This is a genomic window from Nocardioides thalensis, assembly GCF_013410655.1.
GTDB classification, from domain to species: Bacteria; Actinomycetota; Actinomycetes; order Propionibacteriales; family Nocardioidaceae; genus Nocardioides; species Nocardioides thalensis.
The window spans coordinates 304322-328338 of record NZ_JACCFP010000001.1 but is presented as its reverse complement, the minus strand read 5'-3'; the positions used below and the strand labels follow the sequence as shown (position 1 = coordinate 328338).

Sequence of the window (24017 nt, the reverse complement as noted above, 5' to 3'; positions counted from 1 at the left end):
ACCGTTGGGTCGCAAACGGTCAAACCGAAACGCAGGAGGGGCTTATGCGGGAGGGGAGCAGCGCTGGCGAGGTGCTCCGGCGACGCATCCTCGCGGACATCGCCGCCGGCACTCTTCGGCCGGGCGACCGGCTCGGCAGCGAGCGTCAGCTGGCCACCGACTACAACGTCAGTCGCGGCACGCTACGCGGCGTTCTCGCGGCCCTCGAAGAAGCCGGGATCATCAAACGGGTGCAGGGTCGCGGCGGAGGGACGTTCGTCGCTCGCAGCAAGGTCGAGCACGATCTCAGCGCGGTGCAGGCCGTGCCCGACTATCTGGCCCGCCAGGGGTATCCGGCGGGCACGACCGTCGTGTCTGCCCGGATGACCCCGGCCCTCGATGACGCTGCGAGAGCCCTGGGGTTAGCCCCGGGAAGCCTCGTGTTCGACATCCAACGGGTCCGCCTCGCCGACGGCAGACCGATCTCGCTCGACCACGCCTGGCTGTCCGTCGAGCGGTTCCCGGGCCTGCTCGAGATGCCGCTGGGGGGATCGATCTACGAGATCATGGAGAGCCATTACTCGGCGGTGCCCGCCGAGGCCGAGGAGGTCGCCGAGGTCGTCCTCGCGACCGAGGAGGAAGCCGCCTTCCTCGGAGTGGCCTCCGGTGCGCCGCTCCTCGCGATCACGCGCACGACCTTCGACGCCGAGCTCAACCCGTTGGAGTACTCCTACGACCTCTTCCGGGCGGACCGAACGACGATAACGATGCGGAGCCAGGGGCGGGGCATGCAGGCGACCTCGTCCTCCGGATCCTCCTCGCTGCGCCTGGAGCATCGCCCGGACGCCACGAAGTCAAGGGGGAAAGCCTCGCGGTAGGCGTTTCCGCATGAGCGTGAATCCTCGTGGCGGCCACAACGTCATCGCTGTTCCCGTGCCGCCGCTCGACCCTTTCGTCAGGTCGCGCTGGGAGCACTATGACCCCCACCTGGTCTCCGATGACCCAGCCTTCACGCACGCCCACGTCACGCTGCTGTCGCCGTGGATTGATGAGCCGACTCCGGACGACCTCGCCCAAATTGCCGAAGCAGCGAGCTCACTCGCGCCCTTCGACTACGACCTCAGCAAGGTCCATGTCACCCCCAGCGGCATCGTCCACCTACTCCCTGAGCCAGCCGCTCCGTTCTCGCGGCTCACGGCGCTCCTACGGGCCGCGTTTCCTCAATGCGTGCCCTAAGCAGGTAGGTACGGCGACGTGCCTCCGCACCTCACGCTCGACGTCGTCGGCTCCGACGTGACGCTCGAGACCCCCCGCGCCGAGCTGGCCGACGTGCTGCCGGCCCGCTGCACCGCCGAGCGCATCGAGCTGCACCGGTACGAGCCTGGTAACGCACACCTGCAGGCCAGCTGGTCGCTCGGTGCTCCGCTATGTCAGGCCCCCTCTGGGTCCAGCCCGTTGACCGCTCGGCCGCCGTCGACAGGCAGTACAGCGCCGTTGATGAAGCTTGCTCCCGGCGACAGCAGGTAGGCCACAGCGTCCGCGGCCTCGTCCACCGTGCCTGCTCGCCCCAATGGGTGGAGCTCGGCCATTGCCGCGTCGACCTCGGGGTGAGCCGCACGGTACGCCTCGAACCGGTCGGTTCGGATCGACCCAAGAGCGACCGCGTTGGCGCGAATGCCGTCGGGGCCGTGGTCAACGGCGATGGCGCGCGTCAGGCCTTCGATCGCGGCTTTGGCAGTTGCGTACGGCAGCGCGCCACGGACTGGCCGGCGAGCCTGATGTGACGAGACATTCACGATCGCTCCTGCCCGACCGCGCCGCAAGTAGTGGTTGACCGCAACATGCGAGCCGGTCACGGCGAGCGCGAGATTTGCCGTGATGAGATCCGTGACCGCGTTCGCTGAGTCAGCGGCGAGACTTGCGTCCTCGAAGACTGCGGCGTTGTTGACCCAGCCGCAGAGAGCCCCGGCGGACTCGGCGGCCTCAGCAGCCATCGCAGCAACCGCCGGGTCTCGTGCATCGCCCACAACGTGAGTCACCGCGTCACTCTCATCTCGACGTCCAGCCACGACGTCGAGGACCACAACAGCGCCGTCCCGGCTCAGACGGTCAACGATCGCGAGGCCCACGCCACCGGCACCTCCGGTGACGACGTACGAGCGCTGGTACACGTGTGCTCCTCAGGTCACGGCTGATCGGCTCGTGTTTCATGATGCCGGGCCTCGACGTGTTCCGCCGAGACCGATCGACGACGACTGGCTGGATCCATGGCGTGTCGGTGGCGCAGAGTGCCCAGCCAGCCGGCAACAGTCGCGACGACCGCGCAACGCGAAACGGCCCGTTCCCCACGTTTCCGCAGGTCACGGGCCGTTTCCGGCGCCGGTGGCAGGTAGTGGATTCGAACCACTGTAGGCAATGCCGGCTGATTTACAGTCCGTCGGACGGCAGGCTGTGACCTGCACACATGAAGCTGTGCCGACGTTCTATGGGGCGCATACGGGAAACCACCGCGCTCGCGGGCCGGCCGATCGACGATTAACGCCTTCTACACGATTGACCACTGGAGCTTGACCTCATGATCCGCAGCACATCGACAGGTGCGCCCCAATTCGGTCGTGTCCGGTGCTGAGCGTGAATCTCATCACCACACGGCACGGCTAGTACTGCCCGTTCGGCCCCTTCGTGTCGATGCCGTGAGGGCGGACTTGAGAGCTCCCGTGTTTCCGCACGGACCCGCATGAAAGCCGCGACACTCTCCTTGTGGATTGGGGATGGGTCGACAGCCTCGCCGGCGTCGTCATCGGCGGCGCGATCGCCGCATGGACGGGCAAGGCAGCCACCGACCGCGCCGCGCGCGATGACGCTCTAGTCGCCGTCGAGCGATTCCGCGGCCTCCCCTTCGACTCGAAACTCGACAACGACGCCAAGTGGCGATCCCGGCTCGAATCCCGGATGGCGCTGTTCCGAAGCGGCGTCCCGTGGATCTACGTGGAGCTCATCGACCGAGCAACCCAGGCGCTCATTGCGGCCGAGCACGCCATCAAGCCGCAACCCGGCGACAATCCCCACCGCGGAACCTACGCGAGCATGATGCGCCACCCCTCGCGCGTGCCCACGCGACCATTGGTGCTCTATCGCGACGTGGTCTGCGAGACCGTGGCGGAACGAATCGAACAACCCATCCGCGGACGGCTGTTCTCTATGTTGCGGCAGTGGCAGCTTCGACGCGCACTGGCAGCGGTCTACCGCGACAACGAGGTCCGTCGGATGCCGGAGACGACAGGGGATTTCTTCACCGTCGCCATCCAGCACCGACCAGTCGCTGAGCACCTGACATGGCCCTCACGCGGATTCACCCTGCTCCGCCCCGGGCGGTTAGTCCAGCCCCCACCTGGGTTCTGGCCAGCGCTCACGACCATCGACACCGACGCACAGCAGCCACGCGGCGGCGGCGAGGTGGACCCAAGCGAGGCCCCCGAGCCGTAGGACGACACGACATAGTCACGACGCCGCGGGGCGTCAGCACAGGACCGAACCACCGCCGCCTAGGACCCGGGCAGCACGTCCGGGTAGATCGCTGGCAGCAGATCGGTCTTGACGACCCTGGCGACCTGCTGCAGCGACACACCGCGGCGGTCCGCCTGGTGCTGCAGCAGCAGCGTCAACAGGTCCAGCGCGGCCGCGACGACCGGCCGGAACTCCGGGAACGCTCCGAGGTCGAGACCGAGCGTGCCCATCGCGAGCACGATCCGGTCGTCGGCCGCTTGCGTACCCGCATCTGCTAGGGAGAATGTGCCGATCGCGTCGAGGAGCAGACCAGCTGCGGAGGCACGAGCCTGAGTGTCGATGTGGGTCATGGGCTGACGCTACGCGCACGGCCGTTACCCTGTGGGCCAGAACGAGGCGGCCGACAGCGGCGTGTGATCGGCGACGCCACCGAGATCGTCCGACCGGGCGCACGGACGTCGGGGCTCGGTGGCTTCACGACAGCCACACCGACACGCTCATGGATTCGATCGACCCGGGCAACTTCCGCGAGGCCGTGCAATTCCGTCGGATAGTCGCCACTCACAAGGCCATCACCGAGGCCGAGGTTGAGGCCGACGTCGCCGCAGCCCGCGAGGCGGGCGACTCCTGGACCGTCATCGGCGCCGCGCTCGACATCACCGCCGAGGCCGCCGCCGAACTGTTCAGGCACGTCACCGCCTACCGGCGCAGGCCCCGGGACTTTTGCCACTTCGCGTTCCGACGCTCCAGGAATGCCGCACCGAACGAGCCCGTAATGGCAGCGACAACGGACACCACCGCGACCCAACTCGTGTCCGGAAGGGCACTCCACAGCACCGCACCGACGAGCGCGATGACCGCCGCGAGTGGCGCCCATGCCGTCCCAGGTGCCTCAGCGACACGCTCCTGCGGCTCCGCCGCGTACTTCTCCAGCAACCCGTCGACGTGCGCGCGGATCCGTTTGTGCGGTTCGGTGCCCTCATCGACGAGCTTCAACAGCTCCAGTTCCTCGCGAATCTCCACCCGCAGCCGCCGACGCCGGCCACCGCGCTGCAACTGGAATAACACGAACCCGACGAGCAGAGACGCGACCGCAGTGACGGCGATCTTCACCACGTCAGCGCTCACACCCCGACGGTAGCGGCACCAAACCCGCCCTCAGGCGATCAAACCCGCCGTCATTTCGTGGTTCGCATCAGTTCGCCTCGGTTGGCTACCGCCTTGGCTCCCGACCGCTACCGGGTCTGAACCAACGCCGGATCGGCTTGATGCCCTCGAGATAGGTGTCTCGATGTGTCTCCGCGGGCTCAGCGATCTGGGCCAACTTGGAAGACAACAGCATTGCGTCCGCGTCTGGCAGGGGCACGACAGGGCGGCGCAAGGCCGCGGACCACGCATGCTTATGCGGAAAGACCTCCAGCTGATCAACTAGGAGGCTTATCTCGACACCCTCCCGAAACGGAGCCAAGGAGGCGATCTCTAGGTCACAGGCGAGCGGAAACTCCCGGCCGACGATCGTGATGGGCTCGTCGAGCAGCGCGATTGGACTGGACATGGTCGCGGCGCCGATGACGCGGGTGCGATCGCGATCGGGGCTGTGGTAGCAACCTCGGGTCGTCATGAGCAGGAAGTTGTCGCCCACTTGAAGCTGGCCGAGAGAAGGGCCGCGCCTTGGAGGAAACGCCATCCTTTGCGTGCGCAGGATCCATGCCAAGGCGGCTCTCTCCCCAACCACGAGGAGGTACGTGGCGCGCTTGGTCACTCTCGGAGGCTAGCGAATCCGCTGACCTAGTCGTAGGGACCGAGGAAGCGTTCCCCGTTGAAGTGGATCAAGTGGGTGGGATCCTCGGCGCACCAGACGTCGGTCTCCCACGCGATTACGTGGAGGTACTTGCGCATCTCGCGGCGGTCTGGGAAGCAGGAGATGTAGACGAGGCCGGGCGTTGCATCCTCGAACAGGACAGCGAGCTCTCCATGGCGCTTGGAATCGACGGGCCCGTGGGACGAGGCTGCTTCCATGAGAACCAGCCAGTCGCGGTCGGGTAGGTAAACGACTAGGTCGGGCATCTTTCCGTGCTGGTTGACCGTGACCCCCAGGGCCCCGAGCCGCTGCTGCTCAAAGTGGGCCCACTTGTCATCGGCATCGCCGACGTAGAGCACCTCACCGCCCGGGGTGAACTGAGGACAGAACTCTTCGAGCATCTGCTTGATGAGTACATTCTGGCCACCCGGTGACAGGGTGAATGGTTTCCCATCCGGGAGAGTGACCGGAATCCGATTCAACGCGCGTGCAGCGGCGTACCGCTCTTTGAGGCCCGGCGCTGCCTGCAGGTACGCGGCCAACAGATCCCTGTACTCCGGAGTGCCATACGCCTGGATGACAGCCAGCGCCTCGCTCGTGATCTGGTAGTTCGATTTCGGCGAGTTGACCGGTCGGTCCGGGTTGTCAGCGTTCTGCACCACAAGCAGCGCATCGGCGAAATGGTGGAGGGTGAACCGGCGGATGGTCTCGCGAGTGTTCGCGGCGTACTCCACACCGTGCTCATCCCGAATCCAGTCCATGATCGCCCGCGTACCAAGCATCGGATTGGTCGCGTCGGACCAGCTGTCGCGCGGCGCAAGGCGCAGGAGTGCTAGCAGGACACGCGCTGATCGCTCATTGCACTGCTCGTCGTCGAAGCCCAGATCGCGAAGGATCTGCTGGCTCTCGTTGGTCGAGATCACGCGGCGGCGGCCGCGGCAGTCAGCGCCGCATCGACGAGCGCGTCGATCTCGTTCTGCTCGGGCAGGTGATCCGGACCGGCGGCGCCGAGAGCCCGCAGGCTGTCGATGCGGGGGAACCTCATGGTCCGCAAGTCTGTCGCGTTGACTTGGGTATGTCCGGAGAACGTACGGAAGAACTGGTCGACCAAGCTCGAGTTGAGCCACAGCGACAACCCGTAGGCGAGCTCTCGATCAAGCCCGACCCCGCCCAGATGGAGATAGTTGAGGTGGTTCTCCAAGGCCAACGGTCCCGGCTTCACGTCGGGTGACCAGACGGCGGCGACGATGCGGCGACGCTCTTCCTTCGCAGAGAACCGCTTGATGACCGTGTACCAACCTTCCGGGACCAGCCACCTCTCATCCGCGGCGTCGACGGGTAGATACCACTGCGCTTTGCGGATTTCTCGCGGCCACTCGATCCGGCCGCCTCGGACGTTTCCGGGATAGATCAGCGGCAGTCCGCCGTCGACAGCCTCGGTGTGCAGGCAACGGCGGCTGCGGAAGTCGACGACGGGGCCGGTGGAAACCTTTACCCCGAGATCGGCAAGAGTGCAGGGCAGAGTGAGCATCAATTCGGCGATGGCAATGTCGGCGTCGTTCGCCGCGATCCGAATGAACCGATGTTCGTCCTCTGGGTTGACGACGTCGGAGTACGGGACCGTGCGGTGAGCGGCGTCGTCGTGGTGGTCGTTGCTGACGGACAACATCACCCGTTCGCGCGAGCCGTGCTTGGTGGCGGAGAAGATCACGTTCTCCTGCAACACCCCCGTGTCTGCGAACACGGTCGACCGCGACTCGAAGACGTGAACCCGGTCTAGGGACACTTGGTCGAGCAGGTACCGGCGGAAGGCTCCGAAGTAGGGGCCGTTCGCGAACGAGCGCGGGGTGATCGCCACCAGCTGCCCGCCCTCTGCCAGCGCCGCGGTGGCGAGCGCCAAGAAGGCGGCGTACAGGTTCGGGGAGTCAACGCCGGCGGCCTTGATCGCGGCGCGCGCCGGCGACTTTGCAGCCAACTTCGCATACGGGGGGTTCTGGATACATAGGTCGAAGCCGGCGAGCCGGTCGTCGGCATCGAGCCCAGTTGATGCCTGTATGTAGTCGGCCTCGACAACTTCATAGGTCACCCGACCATGGCCGGCGGCCTTGCAGGCCTCCAGGGTCTCGATCAGATGCGGCAGCACCACTAAGTCGGCTTCGACTGCAACGATGTGAACAGAGACGTCAGGCGTTTCCGAGAGGACTCGCGCGACGATCGCCGCCGAAAGCATGCCCGACCCGGCACCCGGGTCCAAGATTCGCAACGCTCCTACCTCGGGCAGTCGGGGCAGCGATGCAATCAACGCGGCAGCGCGCATCGGTGTGAAGAACTGGCCGAGAGCCGCCTGATCCTTGGCGTCTAGGCGCGCGAGAGCCGCCCTGCGATGACACTCAGCCAGATCGAGAAGGTCGCGACGCATGTCGAACATCCTCGCGCACGGCAACGACAATCCCGAGGTGGGCGCGGCGGGACTGTGGAGAAAGGCAACGGAAGAGTGCACCGGCCGCCGAGGACGGCGCTTCAGCGCCGCCCGCAAGGCGGCGCCGGCGGAGCCGGCGCCTTGATCTACAAGAGGTCGACTCGGCAAACCGCCGGTCACGTGCGCGCGCCCCACGTTAGATGGGGCCGCGGGGGTGCGTTGGTGACTCGGTTGCCCTAGAAGCCGATGCCGCGACGGATGGACTGACCGCTCACGCCCGGCCGTCGTCCAATAGTCGGCGCGCCCGCTCCGCCCAGGCCTTCATCGTTCCCATGCCCCACAGGATGTCATTCATCGCGGTAGTCATCGTCCGAGACGAGTCCTTCAGCACTCGCGAGATGTTCGCCAATCCTCGCGCATGTTGGGCAAACTCGGCGGTACTGGACTCGGACTCCGCTACAACGACGCCTAGATCGGCCAACACCTGCAGGAACTCTGCACCTTCTGCGCGTTCGTCTGTATCCTCAGTCATTCTGTCCAGCATGTAGTTCAGGGCGGCGTCCGCAGTGGAGACGTCCTTGCGAAACTCAATAGCCAGTTTTTGAAGTTCCTCGGCCGGCGGCTTGAGGTTCTCGTTGGTCTGCCGAGCGACCGTGAGCCGGCCCGCAAACCCGCCTTGACGCTGGTCTGACTCGTGGATCGCCGCCGTAGACTCATCGATCACGTTAGCTATGTCGGCGATGCGGCTGGTAATCTCGTCGAGGCGCTCGCCAAATGAAGTGACCGACTCTTCGCCCTCGGCCAAGATATCGATAAAACCGGGCTCGTCGTGCCCAGCATCGTCATCGGGGGAGGACGACCGGGCGGCGACTTCAGAGATTTCCGCGCTTGTGATGACCGCGCCTTCGGTCCAGACCCGTGTGGCAGTCACCGGGGTGGAACGGCCAGCCAATGCAGCGCGCAAAGATTCGATGAGTGACTCGCGGACGTCAATAAAGCCCGCCTCGGTACGGGTGAACTGCAGCGTGCGAATCGTATTGACGTCGAAAGGAAGGCGTTGATACTCGCCGATCTGCACAGTAATTTTGTCGCGAGTGTGACGTAGACCGAGTTCGTACATCACGTTCGCGTTTCCATCTGTGAGATCAGCGATGACGACGTCTGAATCCCTGAGCAAGGTGAAAATCTGCTCGGTAATCTCACCTGGTTCGGAGATCTTGTCCGAGCGGAGGGGCGTCAGGCCAAAATGTGCGCAAGCTGGCTCTATCACGCGTTCCCATACTTGAATATTTTGTTCGTATGACGCCCGGGCTGGCGTACCGATCGGGGCCAGTCGACTTCCGATTGGACTAATGACGAAGCAACTTCGTTCCACTCCAAGCTCTCCGTCTGGTGTGCTATCTGTCATTGCCACCTCCGTGTTCGAGAATATTCGCTTGGCAGGGTCCGGCGAGCCGAACATATTGTGCTCGTCGAGGTTGGCCCACGAGCGGGCTTTCCGAGGCGGTCGGATTAGCGTTCGGTTGCGTGACTTGGCTCCCCGCTGGCATTGCCCCCAGGCCTCATGACGCGATCGACTCCGCGGTTATCAGGCGGAGGAGCGCCAGCTGATGCCGCGGAGTGTATGGACAAACTTCGGGGCTCACACGACGGGAGGGGCTTTGCCGTCATTTCGCTTCATCGGGATCGCTCCTAGCTTCCTTCGCGGCCTCCACACGCGAGATGAGGTCGTGCAGGGGCTTGGTGCCGCCCCCGATCGCAAGCCCGGTCACGACAACGTCCAGGGCGTACGGCGCTCCCCGTATTCCTGTGGACTGCAGCAGCGCTAGCCCGAGGAAAGCGGATACGACGATCCCGATCGCGGATGCGACACCCCACATGACCACGCTCGCGTTGACTCGTTCCTGCGCAACCGCTGCCTGGGTTTGCGCCGCCAGAGAGGCAGCCTCCTTGGCAGCCGGTTCTTGCTCCGGATCGGCCGCGGCCTTATCGGCGAGCGTTGTAGCGGCTCCAAAGGCCCGGTCGCGGGCGAGACGCAACCTCGCCTTCGGTGACGGCTTCGCGCTGCCTTCTGCCTGGGGCGCGTTCTCGTCGTCGGCGGCAGGGGTCGGAGTATCGATCTTACCGAGGGGGTCGCCGAGCCACGGTCTGAACGGCACCAAGACCCGCTCGATCGCCTGGGCGGCGATATAGAGGCCCGCGAACGCGCTGACGCCGGCGACCGCCACCGGAGGGTCGGGGTTGACTGTCTCGCCGATAATCACCCCGGCAACGACGGCTAAGGCGACCAGCCCATAAGCCCACCAGATGTAGAGCCCGCTGGCATGCGGCTCCTCCGCGACGCCCTGGATGGTCGAGGTGACCGGACCAGCGTGGGCCGGGGCATGAGCACCAGCCGCTGCAGCGGCAGAGTTCGGGGGACCGACGCCACCACTGGCGAGCGGTCCCTGCGCTGCGGTTGGTGTGCGGGTCACCGTGGTGGCGTATCTCGGCATGGTGTCGTCCTCCTTATGGACGTCACTTCGGGTGCGGCGTGGTCCGACCCGTGTGGATCGCCAAACTGGGAGCGGGCCGCTAACAGGACCGCTCGCTAGAGCGGATCACTTCCGATCCCGCGGAGGGTTCGGGTCGTGCCCGGGTGGGATCGTGTCGCTGTCGCGGATTCGACCGTCACGATCGTGGATTCGTAGTTCTCCCCCGCCAGCGTTCTGGACGATCTCGCGGCCCCGTGCAATAGCCTCCGCCTGTGTGTCGTGGTGACTGCTGGCGCGGGAGGCCCCTGGCGCGCGAACGTCCCAGCCCCCGTCAGGGTTCGGTACAACGTCTCTCGACGCCTCCTGTGCCATGCCTCCACCTTTCGCAGGGCGGCCGGATTGCTCTCGCAGTCCACTGATGTCGTCATCGTAGTTGACGAAACTTGCCATCCACAAGGGTCCAGTCGCCACCTGGTCGACGACCGGGGTCGCCCCTTAGTTCGGCGGCGTTGATCGCCCTATTGACGTGTCCCGCGGGGTTTAGCTTGACGATCCAGCGCCCGACGCCTTGGCCGGCACCGGGCGAGCGCCTCGTACGATCGGGTTTCGAACAGCGAGCCCGCTGGAGGCGGCAGCCCGTTTGTAAGCATCCCTCGCTTCGTCGTGAAGCCCAGCCTCGTCCGCGAGGGCCCCGACCTCGAACCAGAGCTGGGCGGCCTCGCGATCGTTCCCGAAGCCCGTGAGTACAGCGATCGCCGAGCGATAGGCCTGCCGGGCGCCGTCGTCGTCGCCGAGACTCCAGGCGATCTGCCCCAACAGGCTCAAGCCGGCTCCGCGAGCCAGGGGCAGTTCCGGCCCAACGCGACCGACGGCTTCTTGCGCCAGCTCATGAGCTTCCACGAGTGCGCCGCTGACGAATAAGAGCCGCGCGCGCACGATGTCGGTTCGGGCGCGATCTGCAGGCGAGGCGCCACTCCACTCAAGTTCCTTGGAGGCCTGTTCGAGTTGCCGGCGCGCGTCGTCGATATCCGGAGGATCAACCCGCAGCATGATCGCGCTCAACTGGGTGCGCAGCCGCGCGAGGTCCAGCGTTCCCTCTGCGGTCTCTAAGAGGTTCAACGCCTTCTTGGCCAGATGCAGGGCACGTTCGATATTGCCCGCCTCGGCCTCAATGACGCTCGTATTCCAGTACGCCGCCGCCCGTGCGCCGGGTGCGTCGAGTCTGTCAGCGCGCTCGATCGCTTCTTCGCAGGCCGCGGCTGCGGTATCGATGTCCCCCCGCTCATAGTGGGCAGCGGCCAAGGTCACGGTTAGACGGACCGCCTGCTCCGTGTCTATTAGCGATGCTTTCCGTGCGATGTCCAACCCGCGTTCCGCGGCAGAGACAGCTTCGTCCAGTGCCCCCCGTTCCCGGGATACACGGCTCAGAGCGACCGCTGCCTTCAGTGCGATCGGCCCTGGCTCTGCTTCTGCGACGATCGAGGCGAACTCGTCAGTGGCCTCCGGGAGCCCCAGCGCCTCTGCGGCTGCAGCGCACACGTAGCGGGCCCTCAGGCGACCCCCTGGGATCCGGTCGAGCGAAACGTCTGCGAGTACCGCAAGTACCCGCTCGTGAGACACATCGGCCTGACCTCCGCCCAACTCCAGCTCCGCCAAGTCGATCTGCAACTCGAGCGCACGAACATGGTCTGGGATTTCCCCGAGCACGAGTTGTTCGACGTTCACGCCGAGGCGCTGCGCAAAGAGATCGACTAACTCCGGACCAGGACGCCGTTCGCCCTTTTCGATACGGGACACGTAGGCGACTGACGCATCGGACCCGCCGAGATCCGGCTGAGTGAGTCCCTTGGCGGCCCGCGCTGCCTTGATCCGCTCGCCAAGAACTTTGGAATCAAGCGCCAGAAGGGCATTCACCAAGTCGACGTCCATGGACACATCTTGCCGCATCCGGCAACTGAGGTTCGCCTCGCCGGACAGCGGGCGCGAGTCACACGACGCGCTCACCGGCAAGAACGTCACCAGCCTCAGTCTCCCCACCGACCTCACGTGTCACAATCTCTGGCAAGTACTGACCATTCTGATCTTGCCGGTTCTTGACTTCATCTGAGAGCACTCGTCGAGCGCTCCGGACGAAGGAGACATAGATGAAGAACCAGACGGTCCGACGCATCGCAGCGGGGCTCGCGGCCCTAATTCTCACCGTCGGGGGGATGCTCACGGCGGAGGCCAGCCTCGGGTCCGCTTCGGCCAACGATCGCTCCTGGTGCTGTTGATCGGAGCTATCCCGAGGGCGGTGGCGTCGTCGACTCCGCGCCACCGCCCTGCCGCAGCGTGATGACCACGTCTTGGCGTCAGCGAGTTGTGCCAGAGCGGCGAAAGCTCTCCACTGGGGTCCGCCGCGCAGGCTCGGGGCCTGACTCGCCGTGAAGGTCATTGCGGGTGCCTCGTCGACCGCCTGGCGTACGTACACCCAGACGTCGGCTACTCGCGCTCCATCCTCAACGTCTCGGCGCGTGCTTGAAGTGAACCTGGACGATTCCGTGATCACCAGTGCCGGAGGCCTTGTGGTCGTCGTAATTGAGGTGGTCGTTGTTGATCACCAGTCCGTCGAAGAGCCACAGACGATCGGTCGAATGATCGTAGAACTGTTCGCTTAGCAGAATGTGGTCCAGGGACTCACGGAGATCCTGGAACACGTGGGTGTAGTACACGTCCCGGGTGTCGCGGTACTCCTGGAGGGTTTGCGCCGTGTAGAGCCCGACGTCCGCTCCACCGAGATGGGACCCCGGGAGATACCGCGGCTGGGCGGTCAGGATGTTCATCGTGTTGCTGTGCTGGCCGTCATTGAGGTCACCGAGCACTAGCACCGGCGTTGACGTGTCCTTCATGACGTCCGTCAGGATGTTCCGCAGCGCGACCGCCTCAGCTGTCCGACGAATCGTAGCGATGCCGGCTCCCAGCGCCGTTGCATGTGGTTTGAAGAGTTCTGGATTCGCCTCGTACCAAGGCTCGTGGCGGATCTCGGTCGGGAGTTTGGACTTCAGGTGAGCGACGAACACGCGCGTCAGGTCGACGTCGTCGCGCAACCTGACGTCGAACGACAGCACGGGACGCGAGAATCCTGAGATCCGCACCGTAATCGCGGGCGCCTGTGGGTCGCTGGCGTCCTCACTCGATTCGAGCCTCACCGTCTCGGGGAATGTGGCGGTCCAGGTCGGGTCCCCAACCATCAGACCGCGCCGGACGATAGCGCCGCACCAGATCTCCGATCCGTCCGCCGGCTCGGCGAGGAGGTCATAGGAATGTGTCATCCCAGCCGCGTCGACTACCTCAGCGAGTGCGTCGCGGTGCCAGAGCTCCTGAAACCCGACGATGTCTGCATCGAGTCGTTTCAGTTGTTGCGACAACCACGCGAGCTTCTTGGCGTACTCCTCAGGACTCCATCCCTCGACGTCCCGGTACATAGCGACGCCTGGAAGGTTCAGGTTGTACAGGTTGACAGTTGCGACGCTGAATCTGTCAAGGTTCATGGCTCGCCCCGCGTTCGTGCGTCAGGACACCGTAACGTGAGTGCCGCGGCCGCCAGTGTCTTCTTGCCGCGGCTCGTCGGCTTGACAACTTTTGTCATGTCGGCTCCGTGCGGGACACCCGTTCCCTGGTGCGTCACCTCGCGGGGCCGTCGGCTGTGGGATCCGCGGGGCTAAGGGTGAAGGCCACTTCGATCACTAGATCGTCCGGGGCCATGATCACGTGGATCACGGTTAGGACGTAGCGCGCCGCCCCCGTCTCTGCCGGATCAAGACACCAGTGCCGGGCCCGCGGTCCGATCATCGCTTGGCTCAGTCGATTTGGAGGACTGCGCCAGTTCGACTGGCTAGCGCGTATCCCCCGCCCGACTCGAAGGTCAGTCCTCCCCAGAGGTAGGCGCGGGTTCCGCTCTCGGTGGCGACGAACTGAGTATTGCTCCGCACCAACGAAGCGTTCAAATCATCTGACGTGCAGTCCGAGGTCTCTTGTGCACTCCAAACGCACGCACCCCGGTCGGTCGCGTACACCAGCGTCGAGCCAACGAATGTCGGTCGGGGGCCCGTGGTAGAGCCAACCTCGCGGGTCTGATCGACGACCGCGTGCCACGTCGCTCCATCAAATCGGCTCAGGATCGGCTCCGCAGCTCCGCTGTCCAATGGTGTGGACAAGGCGTAGGCCTGTGTCCCGTCGCCCACGAGCGTGAACTCCAGCTCATGCGACGGTCCGGAGACCTCGCGAACATCGAGCGACTGCGCATCGACCACGACGACTCGTCCATTCACGTCGCCGACAAGCACGCTCGAACCGGCCACCGCAATCGATGTGGGGTCGCCTACTGCGCGACTTTCGATGACAGTCCAGCGATCACTGCGGGGAGCGTAGGCGGCAAGCTGCGGCTGCTCCGGGCCACACGCGCCGGCTGCGATCACGACATCCGCGATCACGGCAGCGAGTTGCGGACAGATCGGTGCCGCAGACAGTCGTGTCCACCCATCCGTGGACGGATCGTATGCCGCAGTGTCCGTGAGCGGCGTGCCGTCTGCGCGCCCACCCATGACCAAAACCTGCTCACCGGTCCACGCGGCCACAGCGTGGGAGCGCGCCGACAGCGGACTGGCCGGCAACTCGTGCCACCCGCCGGTTGCCGGATTGAAGATCGCGCCGTCGTCTAGCGGTTCTCCTGCCGACATCGCACCAGCGTCATCGGGGCCTGAAGGGGCTTCGCCTCCCCACACGAACAACCTCTCACCCAAGGTCGTTTGAGCGTGGTTCGAGCGTGCTCCGAGCGGCGCCGGCGGGAGTACTTCGATCGCGAAGGACCCGACCCTGTCCGGTGCGCTGGCCGGGGTGGAGAGCTCGCTTGAGGAGAGCCGATTGGCCATGGTTGCGGTCAGGCCGACGACCGCCACACCGGCAACCACTGCCGCCGCACGTAGCCAGCCACGCCGCTGGCGCAGCTGCCGACTGCGGTCCAGCGTTTCCTGGAGTGCGGCGGGGCTTGCTTCGACTCGGTGGGCATAGTCATCAAGGATCCGAGTCAGTTCTTCACTCTTCATTGAAGGACCTCCGCTTGCTTCTTAAGTGCCGCCATGGCGCGGGCAGCGTGCGTTTTGACCGATCCCGGTGAAATCCCCAACGTGTGGGCGATCTCGGATTCCGGTAAGCCCATCCAGTACCGAAGCACGATCACTTCCCGTTGACGCGCCGGTAGGGCCTGCACGGCCGCGACCACGCGCATACTGGCGTCTGCGCTCATCAGAAGGTGATCAGCCGGCGGCGCCGACTCGGGAACGAGTCGCGGCATCGCCCGGCGTGCGACGCGCAGGTGACGCAGTCGGCTGCGCGACATGTTGCAGACCATCGCGCGGGCGTATCGGATCGCCGCATTGGGATCAGCGAGCAGGTCTCGACGGAGGAGCAGGCGAGCGAAGACTTCTTGGGCCACGTTCTCCGGGTCGTCGGCGCCCATCACCGCAGCGAGGCGTACCAGTGACTGGAAGTTGCCACTGAAGAGCTCAGCAAACGCTTCCTGTACATCAGGCCGCGATCGGCGCGCACCAAGCGGCGATGTCATCCGAATGGCCGCTTCATTGGTGCGCACGGGCTCTCCCTGACTCTCGGGACACCGACGAGTAGGTCGCTGTCGTTCTCCAGTTGGTGGGTGAACTCCCAACTCTCGACTTCGGTTGACACAAACTCGCCAGGAACTGCATCGCCGTCGCCCTGCCCGTCTAGGGCGGGCATCGGAACGCGTCGCCGCTGAGCATGCGTTTTGCCGCCAGGCGCGGGCCGCGAAACAGACCACCTGTGTGTCCCGGAGTATGCGTGTGGCAGAGCTTGGTGTTCGCGGACCAAGTGCCGTGTTGCACCAGCTCCCATGGCGTCAGAGGGTCCAAGTCGGAGGCCATCACCAATACGCGCGCTCGAGAGTTCGAAGCCGTATCAAACTCGATGAAGGGTGCTAGGGCACATGGAGCGAGATCTGTTGCGAAGCTCGCTGTCAGTGGGTCGCCGTCGACGGCGAAGGCCTCAATCGAACCAGGGTGTCGCAGGTCATGGCACAGAGCGTCGAGGTAAACCGCTCGGTCCAGTCCGAAGTACTGCCGCGTCCCGTACTGCCACAGATCTGTCCCGTCTCCTGCGAGTGCCTCACGAATTCCTTGCACCAGTCCCTTCCGGGTCGAAACCGTTCGCAATCCCATCAGCGTGGCTTGGTCCACGATGGTCGGGGTCAGGTCTTGCTGCCCGCTTCCGACAGAAACCGGATCTTCGAGCAGCCGTGCGCGTACCTGCGCGTATCCTGCGGACTCGCGGAGCAACTGGCGGGTCTGCGCAGGGCAGGTTCGCGTGAGGCACCGTCTGACCATCTCGTTCCAGGCACGGGACGTGGCTCGGCGCATCGCCGCGATGCGCTGGTCCCAAGGTGTCTCCAGAACAATGGGGCCGTCTAGAACGGCGCGGCTAACGCGCTCGGGGTATAACGCGAGATATGCCTGCGCGACAGCTGTTCCGTAGGAGTAGGTGAGGAGATCGACTTGGTCCTTGCCAAGGGCGATTCTGGTCGCTTCGAGTTCCTCGGCTGCGGAACCGGCCGACGCCAGCCAGGGCGCCTCGCCGTCTCGGGCTCCGCACTCCTCCGCGACTTGGCTGGCGGTCGTTTCCCAGTCGCTGCGGTCAACGCCGTACGCCGCGGAGGCGGGTCCGCACGCACCGGGCTCAGAAGACGATGTTGATCCATCCCAACTGACGGCCACCGATTGGCTGTAGTCAAGAGTGGGCAACACCGCTGCCAGTCGACCGGTCGACGCAAGGCCAGGTCCCCCTGCGTGTACAAAGACGAGTCGCTTCTCGCGCACATCTGGGCTGGGCTCATTGGTGAGTATTTGAATGTTCCAGCGGTGCTCGCCGCCATCCGCCGTGGTTGCCACGACTTCGGCGCAAAACAGATAGCGGTTCGCCGGAAGCCCTTCTGGCGGGGCCGGCTTGCCCCGGCGAGAGGGCTTCGGCGGCTCTCCACAAAGCTCCGGTACGCCGTTGAGCGAGGCGCTGAGGACGTCGGGCGACTGCCCAACAGACGCGGCCTCGGTTGGGGGGTCACCCGGAGTTGCTCGCCCATTGCACGCGACCAGAGCAGCCACCATGGTCGCTAGCGCCGCGGCGACCCGGAGGCCGCCGCGGCACTTAGCAGGATCTAGACGTCCGGACAATTGCTGTTGCTGGCGGACATTCCGTGCAGGATGGTCCATCCCGGCGCGGTTGCATTGTCGGCACGGCTGAGGCTGACCCGACCCGCGATCACCTTATTCGCCTGTTGGTATCCCGAACTCGGGTAATGGCACCATTGCACGCCGCCAGACCCGACTTCAGCACGGTTCACTGGGTGCCACCACTGTGTCGAGGATGTGACACTTCCTGTGTAGGACGTGTCGGCGGAACCTGACACCGCGATAGGCGGGGCGCCGAGAGTGATTGACACCCCCGCGCTGTATCCGATGGTCGTGGTGGTGTCTGCGGCACCAGCGATGCCAGAGGCAGGAGTTGGCGGCTCGAACTCCGAGTAGCTCCCGCTTGAAGTGCGGTCCACCTCAGCCCACAGGCGGCGGAACCCACTCCCGCTGGTGTCCAGCAACCCACCGTTTGTCTTGTTCGTGAACCGCGTGTACCGCTTCCACGCCGAGGAAGTATTGGGGCGCCATCGGGCGGTGGTGATATTCCACCAGCCTTTACGAATCCAATCATCGGTCGTGTATTGCCAGTTGCCGGAGTTGTTATACCCAAAGGCAGACTTCGGCGGTACGGCGAGCCCGGGATCGGTCGGCTCGGCTCCCTCCGCTGCGACTACGGCGAGCGTCGAAACTGTCTCACCGGCGGCGTTTTCCCCATCGAATGCTCGGACTTCCGCTCCGGTGGGTGCAACAAGCGTGGCTCCGTCGTACTCGTAAACCGAGTGTGGGACCGAGTAGACGTCCATGCCCGAAGCCGCAGCCTCTGCGAGGGCCTCCTGCCCGAGCAGGCTGTCGGTGACGTCCAGCGCCAACACTTCGGCTGCACTGAGCACACGTGTGACGATGACGAGGATGTCGTCGAGCACTTCTTCGATCGGATTTTCTGGATCTTCTTCGGCGTGGGCCGGTGCAGCCGACATGATCAGGCCCAAACAAAGGGCAGCGGCGACAATCGCGCGCCCGCCGAAAGATCTCGCTGATATTCGCATGCAGCAAGCTCCTTGAACTCTCGGAGGAGTTTGGAGTTTTCGGCGCGGCGCCCGAGGCGCGGAGCACCCCAGTGTTCCTCGCTATGAAACGTCTGCGGCCGGTAGATGGCCGCCATTCGGCAGAGTACGGGCGACGCAGGGGCGCTGTCGAGTTTTGGCAAGTTCGTGGGCTAGACCACCCGTGCGCAGCGCTCGCGCTGATTCGGGACTTCACATTCGAGAGATGTGCAGCCCCCGGTGCTTGGGGACTGGTTGACACCTTGCCGCACGGCCGGGACGGTGATGCTTCCGTAATGGCTCGCACCGGACGCCGTGTCCGGCCGTGCGCGCAGAAGCCACCGCGGTTGCGGATGCAGGAATGCCGGAACGGGTGGCATCGCGGCCGCGTCGACACCTGTCACGCCGGCCCAGCTGTGTCCCGGTTCTCCAGATGGCGGACCGACCTCGACCGTCACGCTGATGGCGACCGAACCGGTGCACGGCGGGTGCGGTCTACCCGTCGTCGTCGGGACTCGCCCGATCCCCCCGTCGAGATGGCTGCACGACCCTCGGGGGGTCCCTACCTCACCGAAGATCCGGAGTTACCGGCCTCGATGGCCCTGACCCTGGGGCAGGGCTCACATACATCCCGCCTCGGGTCCACCCGTGGTCCAGCCCCGTAGTATCGCGTTCGCCGTCGGGGTGGTGACGAGCCGAGCCATCCGCTCTGGACAACTTTCAGGAAGCTGCACGAAGGAAGTCAGAAGTTGACCCATCGGTTGCTGTGCTCGGTTTTGGGCGTCAGGTAGTCCCGCGCGTCACCAAGGTTGGTAGCTGCGGGGGACGTGATGGCGGCGACAACATCGAAGGTGGTGGGAGGCGCGTGATCGACTCTCAGTCGCTTACTGGGTCGAGCATCCGATAGCGGCAGGGTCCAGAGGTGGCCATCGTCGGCGAGAACGATATAGCCACGGTCGGTTGAAACCTCATAGACGATTCCGGCGTCCATGTCGGTTGCATTGGTGCACTCGATGTAGTCGCCTACGCGAAGGTCGACGTGCCCGAACCCAATCGAAACGGCGTCAGCCAGATGGCGTATCCAGCCTCGCATCACAACGACCGGTATCACCGCAGGGCTGACGAGGCTGAGCAAGAAAACCAGCCAGCTGTTGGTCACTGATGCCTCGAATGCTTTGAACCATGCGAGTCCGCAGAGAACCCAGAACGCTACGAAGAAGAGGGCGGTTGCCGCGAGTCGATGATTCACCCACATCTTGGTGTAGGCCGACCTGCTCGCCTGGCCACGCTCGAAAGGCGGAGGTCCGATGACCCCATCACGCCACGGGGTTACTAGATACCTATCGATCAGGCTCGACAGAAACACGGCAATGAAGCCCAGCTCGACGATTAGCAAGCACGTTGCTTCGATGCTGCCCCAACGTAGGTAAGACTCATAGGGATGCCACAGCACCAGCAGCCCCACTGCCAGCAAACTGACCGGTAGCCATCCAAGCACGACGAGGGCGGTGCGACGGTCCGCGTCCTTCCGGCGCACAGAGCGAGGCCGTCCGCCTAGGAGGCGAGCGTACGCCAGGTTGAGGATGAGCGATGTTGCAGACGCCGCCGCGAGGGCGGCGGCGGACAGCCTGGCAACCGCCTCGTCACCGAACAGTGCGAGAGGGAGAGCCGAGACAGTTGCGAGAACGAAATGGAATGCTGTCCAGTGGACGGTCATCTGGCTCCAGGGTGTGCGTCAGGCGAGACTGCTGGGGGCGCGGTGGGTCCGTTGGACCTGGGACCTTAACGAGGGTTGGCACAGGAGGTCACTTGGCGACCGCATGTGCGACGCGGCCCCTCGATGGGCGGGTTGCCAAGCTTGCTGCTCAAGCCATCGCGACGAACACTTCGTTCACGAGGCGAGCAACTCCCATGATCGGGTCGACGACGTGCGCTCGTGATGCCAACTCGTCGCAGGTAACTGGCTTCAGAGCACGCGGCGGTCGGGCTATGGAGTGGTCCGAGGGATTCCAGTGCCGCGTTCGCGTAGGTTACGAGTGACGGGCGGCGAGTCAAGGCGCCGAGGATCGACGCTCGCCGGGTCGTCGCACCGTTGACGTGGGGCCGAGTCGGCATGACCGGGCTCGGGGGGGCGACCGTGCCGAGACAGCGCCACGCACCGCGATTCCACAGGTCCCAGTTCCGCTCTGGCGCAGGGTCAGGGGCTGTGGTGGACTGATCGCCACGAACTCAGTCCTGTCTCGGGAGGATCGGATGAAGGTCGCTACTCAGTCGCGCGCTGCCGAGTTCGGCACTAGCGGACTCACGCAGTGGATCCAGGACAACGTAGTCACACTTGTCCTTCTGCTTCTGGCCGTCGCCGTGTTGTGGGCGGCACGTCAAGGCAATATCAGCAAGGGCATCACCATCGTCGCCGGGCTCATGCTCGGCGTGGTGGTGCTCGGCATCGCGTCGGGCAACAACGCCACGGACCTTGGGGACTTCGTGGTCGGTTTGTTCCGCGGCGAAGACGCCTAGCTCCATCAGCTCACGTTCTCGGGTGGTGAGCTGATGAGGTTGCCCGACGATGATGAGGTCTACGAGGTCGACCAGACCTACCTAGGCCCGCCGGGTCGTTACATCGCGGCCATGCGCCACAAGGCCATCTTCGCGTGGTTGGTGATTGCACCGCTGGTGCTGGTCCTGCTGCAGCGACTGGCGATCCCCATGACGCTGTTGACGGGCGGGCTGGCGTTCATCTTCACCCTGTGGGCGGCGATGAAGGTGGCCGATCACACGAACGAGGAGGTTCCGGTTGCGGCGGCCGCCCGGTCGCTCTGGAACGAACTGACGGCTCGCCGCCCGCCACGGAACCTGCACTCGGCGACAGGCGTCAGGCTCGGCCGCGCGATACGCCCACGCGGGGGTTGGAAGCGCTACTTGCGCAGGGCTCACCAACAGAAGGAGGCAGCCCGTGTGGGGTAGGCGAACGTCCGAACAGCGGGTCACTGAGGAGCCGACTCGTCGTGAGCGGGCCGAGAAGTGGGCACTATCGACGTGCGTCAACCACGTCGCATTCGCCGGCGACAGGATGATCGCCTGGTACCTCGCCGAGCCCCAGACGTGGAGCTTCCGATCGGTTCCGGAGGGCGAAGGGTTGATCCGGGCGCAAGCGACGCAACTCGCTCAGCTCGTGGGCAACACCGTGCATTGCCGGGTCACCAGTCGTCCCTATCCCGTCTCGCACTGGGCGCGGGTCGCGTACTCCAACGCGCCAGATCCTCGACCTGGGTTCGAGGCGATGATGAACCGCGACCAGGTCCACATGCTCCGCCACGCCCAGGCGGACAAGTTGGTCTATTACGGCGTCGATCTCGGTCACCGTGGCGCTGCCCTGCGCGTGCTCTCCAGCGTGATGGCGGGCGCGGCGAGCAGGGAGATGCGCCACCTCCAGGACCGCCTCGACACCGTCGACGCGATCATGGCCGGCCGGGGCCTGGAGTGCGCGCCGGCCGCTGGGCGTGACCTGGAATGGCTGCTCGCGCGAAGTTTTGCCCTCGGTTGCCCTGTGCCCGTCCCCGATGCCCGGGCGCAGGAGGAACGGCACCTTGACGTTGACGAGTTCATCGAATCCGTGGCCTGGTCCGCCGAGCCACTCGCGCCCACGGTCCAGATCACGACCAGCATGAACGAGCGGCAACTGACCCGGCACGTGTGCGTGCTGACGGTCGCGCGGATCGGCGACATCGCGATTCCGGAGGAGCACGAGCCCTGGATGGCGAAGGCGGACCGCGTCGGGTTTCCGGTCGAATGGTCCTTCCGCGTCCAGCCACGAGCGGCAGAGCAGACCTCCCGTGAGATGGCAGCCCTGACCAACAGGATCGACAGCCAGGTGGGTCATTGGCGCGATGATCACGGCAAGCGTCCCCCGAAGCAGTTGCAGCGTCAGGCCGACCGCGCGGCCGACATCGAGGACGAGATGCGCCGGGAGTTCACCGGCCTCTCCACTCGTACCCGCGGCTGGTACCGATTGGCTGTCGCGGGCGACAGCGAGGAAGAGGCACTCGACCGAGCGCAGCGCGTGATCGAGTTGTACCAGCCCCAGATCAAGGTCATCCGGCCGATCGGTCAGTTCCACCTGGCGCGCGAGTTCGTGCCCGGTGAGCCGCTCGCGACCACGGCCCACACTCGCAAGTTTCCGGTGCTCAAGGTCGCTGCCGGTCTGCCCGCCATCACCGCCGAGGTGGGCGATCGGCGCGGGTTCCATATCGGCGAGACCGCAGGCCTGGCCGCACGCGCTGTGTGCTTCGACCCGTGGTTCCTGCCAGAGGTGGCCGAGGCCAGCGGCCTGGTGCCGATCGTCGGCACGCCGGGATCGGGCAAGTCGACCCTGATGGGTCTGATCACCTACAAGGCGATCCTGTCCGGGGTGCGCGGAGTTGGCATGGACCCGGCCGGCCGGATGCAGAAGATGCTCGAGCTGCCCGAGCTCGCCCCGTTGACACGTAGCGTCGACGTACTTGGCGGCCACCCAGGATCGCTGTCGCCGTACGGCGTCGTCCCGGAACCTAACCGTGCGCTCGTGGAGCTGGACAGCAAGAGTGCCGACGACTTCGACCATCGAATGCGTCTGGCCACCTCGGCGGCAAATGCGACGCGGCGGGACCTGGCGTTCAGCACACTGCGCTGGTGCCTGCCGTTCCTGATGGGGCGTCACGAGGAGGTGCAGAAGCGGCTGCGGGCGGCGGTGATGAAGGCACCGGCCGACCTTCGCTCGAGCGCCTGGACTGTCGTGGAACTCCTGTCTGCCGGTGACGAAACCGACCAGGAGATCGCCCGCGAGCTGCACGCCGCCCGGGAGAGTGAGCTGGGTCGGCTGTTCTTCTCAGTGGAGACCCAGACCCGGGAGGACCGCGAACGCGTTGCTGGCCTTCATCCGGCGCGTTTCGTGATGTTCAACCTCAAAGGCCTGATCGCGCCTGACCCGGCGAAGGTGCCGATGGAGGACTGGCGGCCCGAGGAGCTGCTCGCACGCCCGATCATGACGCTCGCGTCCTGGTCCGCATTGCAGGTGATCTACCGCGGCGACCCGCACGAGCGGAAGCTGTTCATGCTCGACGAAGCGCATGAGGTGACGGAGGGCTCCGGCGCCGGCCGGGCCTTGGTCTACAAGCTGTCGTCCGACAGCCGGAAGAACAACTGCGCGGCTCTGGTCTCGACCCAGAACGCCAGCGTCGTCCTCGGCAGCGACATCAACAACTTCGTTGGCGCGGCGTTCGTCGGTCGGGCACGCTCCGAGGACGCACAGAAGGACGCGCTCCGCCTGCTCGGCAAACCTGAGGACGCCGGCTACGAGGAGATCCTCGCGAATCTCTCGCCGCAGAGCCGACGCAGCGAGGGCCGCCTCGGATACCGCGAGTTCATCTACCGCGACGGGCTCGGTGTGAGCGGCGGCATGGAGAAGATTCGGGTCACTCTGGCCCACCACCCCCAGCTCGCGGCGGCACTCGATACGACGGCAGATCCCGACAAGCGAGTGGCCGAGGCCAGCACGGCTAGCGCAGTTCCGGAGGAATCCGATTCGAGCACTGTCGCCACTGAGGACGTCGCGTGATCTGG

General features: G+C 65.2%; 24 protein-coding genes. 7 read left to right on the top strand and 17 right to left on the bottom strand.

The window, feature by feature from the left end; genetic code table 11:
- Positions 1–44 precede the first annotated feature (44 nt).
- Positions 45–857: a GntR family transcriptional regulator gene (locus tag HNR19_RS01590; protein ID WP_179666244.1), complete on the top strand. Its 813-nt coding sequence runs from the start codon at positions 45–47 to the stop codon at positions 855–857.
- Positions 858–867: 10 nt separating this feature from the next.
- Complete coding sequence (locus HNR19_RS22265; protein ID WP_218910106.1) at positions 868–1215, top strand: 2'-5' RNA ligase family protein; 348 nt, start codon at positions 868–870, stop codon at positions 1213–1215.
- A 194-nt stretch (positions 1216–1409) separates the two neighbouring features.
- On the opposite strand, the gene HNR19_RS01580 is transcribed toward HNR19_RS22265, so the two are convergent.
- Positions 1410–2150 (bottom strand): SDR family oxidoreductase, encoded by a 741-nt coding sequence (locus HNR19_RS01580; protein ID WP_179666243.1) that lies wholly within the window; start codon positions 2148–2150, stop codon positions 1410–1412.
- Between the two features lie 589 nt (positions 2151–2739).
- Between HNR19_RS01580 and HNR19_RS01575 the strand changes: the two genes are divergently transcribed.
- Positions 2740–3465 (top strand): hypothetical protein, encoded by a 726-nt coding sequence (locus HNR19_RS01575; protein WP_179666242.1) that lies wholly within the window; start codon positions 2740–2742, stop codon positions 3463–3465.
- Positions 3466–3524: 59 nt separating this feature from the next.
- On the opposite strand, the gene HNR19_RS01570 is transcribed toward HNR19_RS01575, so the two are convergent.
- The 5 genes from HNR19_RS01570 to HNR19_RS01550 form a co-directional block, all read right to left on the bottom strand.
- A complete protein-coding gene (locus HNR19_RS01570) occupies positions 3525–3836 on the bottom strand; it encodes a hypothetical protein (protein ID WP_179666241.1) in 312 nt (103 codons plus the stop codon).
- Between the two features lie 349 nt (positions 3837–4185).
- Positions 4186–4614, bottom strand: a complete 429-nt coding sequence (locus HNR19_RS01565; RefSeq protein WP_179666240.1) for a hypothetical protein — start codon at positions 4612–4614, stop codon at positions 4186–4188.
- An 85-nt stretch (positions 4615–4699) separates the two neighbouring features.
- Entirely contained in the window at positions 4700–5248 is a 549-nt protein-coding gene (locus tag HNR19_RS01560; protein WP_179666239.1) for a hypothetical protein, read from the bottom strand.
- Between the two features lie 26 nt (positions 5249–5274).
- Complete coding sequence (locus HNR19_RS23365) at positions 5275–6210, bottom strand: BsuBI/PstI family type II restriction endonuclease (protein WP_179666238.1); 936 nt, start codon at positions 6208–6210, stop codon at positions 5275–5277.
- Positions 6207–7706 (bottom strand): Eco57I restriction-modification methylase domain-containing protein, encoded by a 1500-nt coding sequence (locus tag HNR19_RS01550; protein ID WP_179666237.1) that lies wholly within the window; start codon positions 7704–7706, stop codon positions 6207–6209. The genes HNR19_RS23365 and HNR19_RS01550 overlap by 4 nt, the downstream gene beginning before the upstream one ends.
- On the opposite strand from HNR19_RS01550, the gene HNR19_RS01545 reads away from it, so the two are divergent.
- The gene (locus tag HNR19_RS01545; protein ID WP_179666236.1) at positions 7705–7851 is read left to right on the top strand and encodes a hypothetical protein; all 147 of its coding nucleotides are present in this window, start codon (positions 7705–7707) and stop codon (positions 7849–7851) included. The genes HNR19_RS01550 and HNR19_RS01545 overlap by 2 nt on opposite strands.
- A 126-nt stretch (positions 7852–7977) precedes the next feature.
- Here HNR19_RS01545 and HNR19_RS01540 read toward each other — a convergent pair whose 3' ends face one another.
- The 11 genes from HNR19_RS01540 to HNR19_RS01490 form a co-directional block, all read right to left on the bottom strand.
- Positions 7978–9168: a hypothetical protein gene (locus HNR19_RS01540; RefSeq protein WP_179666235.1), complete on the bottom strand. Its 1191-nt coding sequence runs from the start codon at positions 9166–9168 to the stop codon at positions 7978–7980.
- Between the two features lie 205 nt (positions 9169–9373).
- Positions 9374–10201, bottom strand: a complete 828-nt coding sequence (locus HNR19_RS01535) for a hypothetical protein (RefSeq protein ID WP_179666234.1) — start codon at positions 10199–10201, stop codon at positions 9374–9376.
- A 105-nt stretch (positions 10202–10306) separates the two neighbouring features.
- Positions 10307–10552, bottom strand: a complete 246-nt coding sequence (locus HNR19_RS01530) for a DUF2188 domain-containing protein (protein WP_179666233.1) — start codon at positions 10550–10552, stop codon at positions 10307–10309.
- 168 nt (positions 10553–10720) lie between these two features.
- Positions 10721–12109: a helix-turn-helix domain-containing protein gene (locus HNR19_RS01525; RefSeq protein ID WP_179666232.1), complete on the bottom strand. Its 1389-nt coding sequence runs from the start codon at positions 12107–12109 to the stop codon at positions 10721–10723.
- Between the two features lie 58 nt (positions 12110–12167).
- Positions 12168–12431 (bottom strand): hypothetical protein, encoded by a 264-nt coding sequence (locus HNR19_RS01520; RefSeq protein WP_179666231.1) that lies wholly within the window; start codon positions 12429–12431, stop codon positions 12168–12170.
- 247 nt (positions 12432–12678) lie between these two features.
- Entirely contained in the window at positions 12679–13710 is a 1032-nt protein-coding gene (locus tag HNR19_RS01515; RefSeq protein WP_179666230.1) for an endonuclease/exonuclease/phosphatase family protein, read from the bottom strand.
- 309 nt (positions 13711–14019) lie between these two features.
- Complete coding sequence (locus HNR19_RS01510) at positions 14020–15264, bottom strand: Kelch repeat-containing protein (RefSeq protein WP_179666229.1); 1245 nt, start codon at positions 15262–15264, stop codon at positions 14020–14022.
- Positions 15261–15809, bottom strand: coding sequence for a sigma-70 family RNA polymerase sigma factor (locus tag HNR19_RS01505; RefSeq protein WP_218910105.1), 549 nt, complete (start codon positions 15807–15809; stop codon positions 15261–15263). Before HNR19_RS01505 ends, HNR19_RS01510 begins: the two co-directional genes overlap by 4 nt.
- Before the next feature lie 130 nt (positions 15810–15939).
- Positions 15940–17349 carry an alpha/beta fold hydrolase gene (locus tag HNR19_RS23675; protein WP_425490630.1) on the bottom strand — a complete coding sequence of 470 codons (1410 nt, stop codon included), beginning with the start codon at positions 17347–17349 and terminating at the stop codon, positions 15940–15942.
- Positions 17350–17399: 50 nt separating this feature from the next.
- Positions 17400–18422 carry a hypothetical protein gene (locus HNR19_RS01495; protein WP_179666227.1) on the bottom strand — a complete coding sequence of 341 codons (1023 nt, stop codon included), beginning with the start codon at positions 18420–18422 and terminating at the stop codon, positions 17400–17402.
- A 739-nt stretch (positions 18423–19161) separates the two neighbouring features.
- Positions 19162–20136 carry a hypothetical protein gene (locus HNR19_RS01490; RefSeq protein WP_179666226.1) on the bottom strand — a complete coding sequence of 325 codons (975 nt, stop codon included), beginning with the start codon at positions 20134–20136 and terminating at the stop codon, positions 19162–19164.
- Positions 20137–20672: 536 nt separating this feature from the next.
- On the opposite strand from HNR19_RS01490, the gene HNR19_RS01485 reads away from it, so the two are divergent.
- The 3 genes from HNR19_RS01485 to HNR19_RS01475 all read left to right on the top strand — a co-directional run bounded on the left by HNR19_RS01485 (position 20673) and on the right by HNR19_RS01475 (position 24012).
- Complete coding sequence (locus HNR19_RS01485; protein ID WP_179666225.1) at positions 20673–20936, top strand: hypothetical protein; 264 nt, start codon at positions 20673–20675, stop codon at positions 20934–20936.
- Between the two features lie 33 nt (positions 20937–20969).
- The gene (locus tag HNR19_RS01480) at positions 20970–21383 is read left to right on the top strand and encodes a hypothetical protein (RefSeq protein WP_179666224.1); all 414 of its coding nucleotides are present in this window, start codon (positions 20970–20972) and stop codon (positions 21381–21383) included.
- A gap of 106 nt (positions 21384–21489) precedes the next feature.
- A complete protein-coding gene (locus tag HNR19_RS01475) occupies positions 21490–24012 on the top strand; it encodes an ATP-binding protein (protein WP_179666223.1) in 2523 nt (840 codons plus the stop codon).
- Positions 24013–24017: the final 5 nt, after the last annotated feature.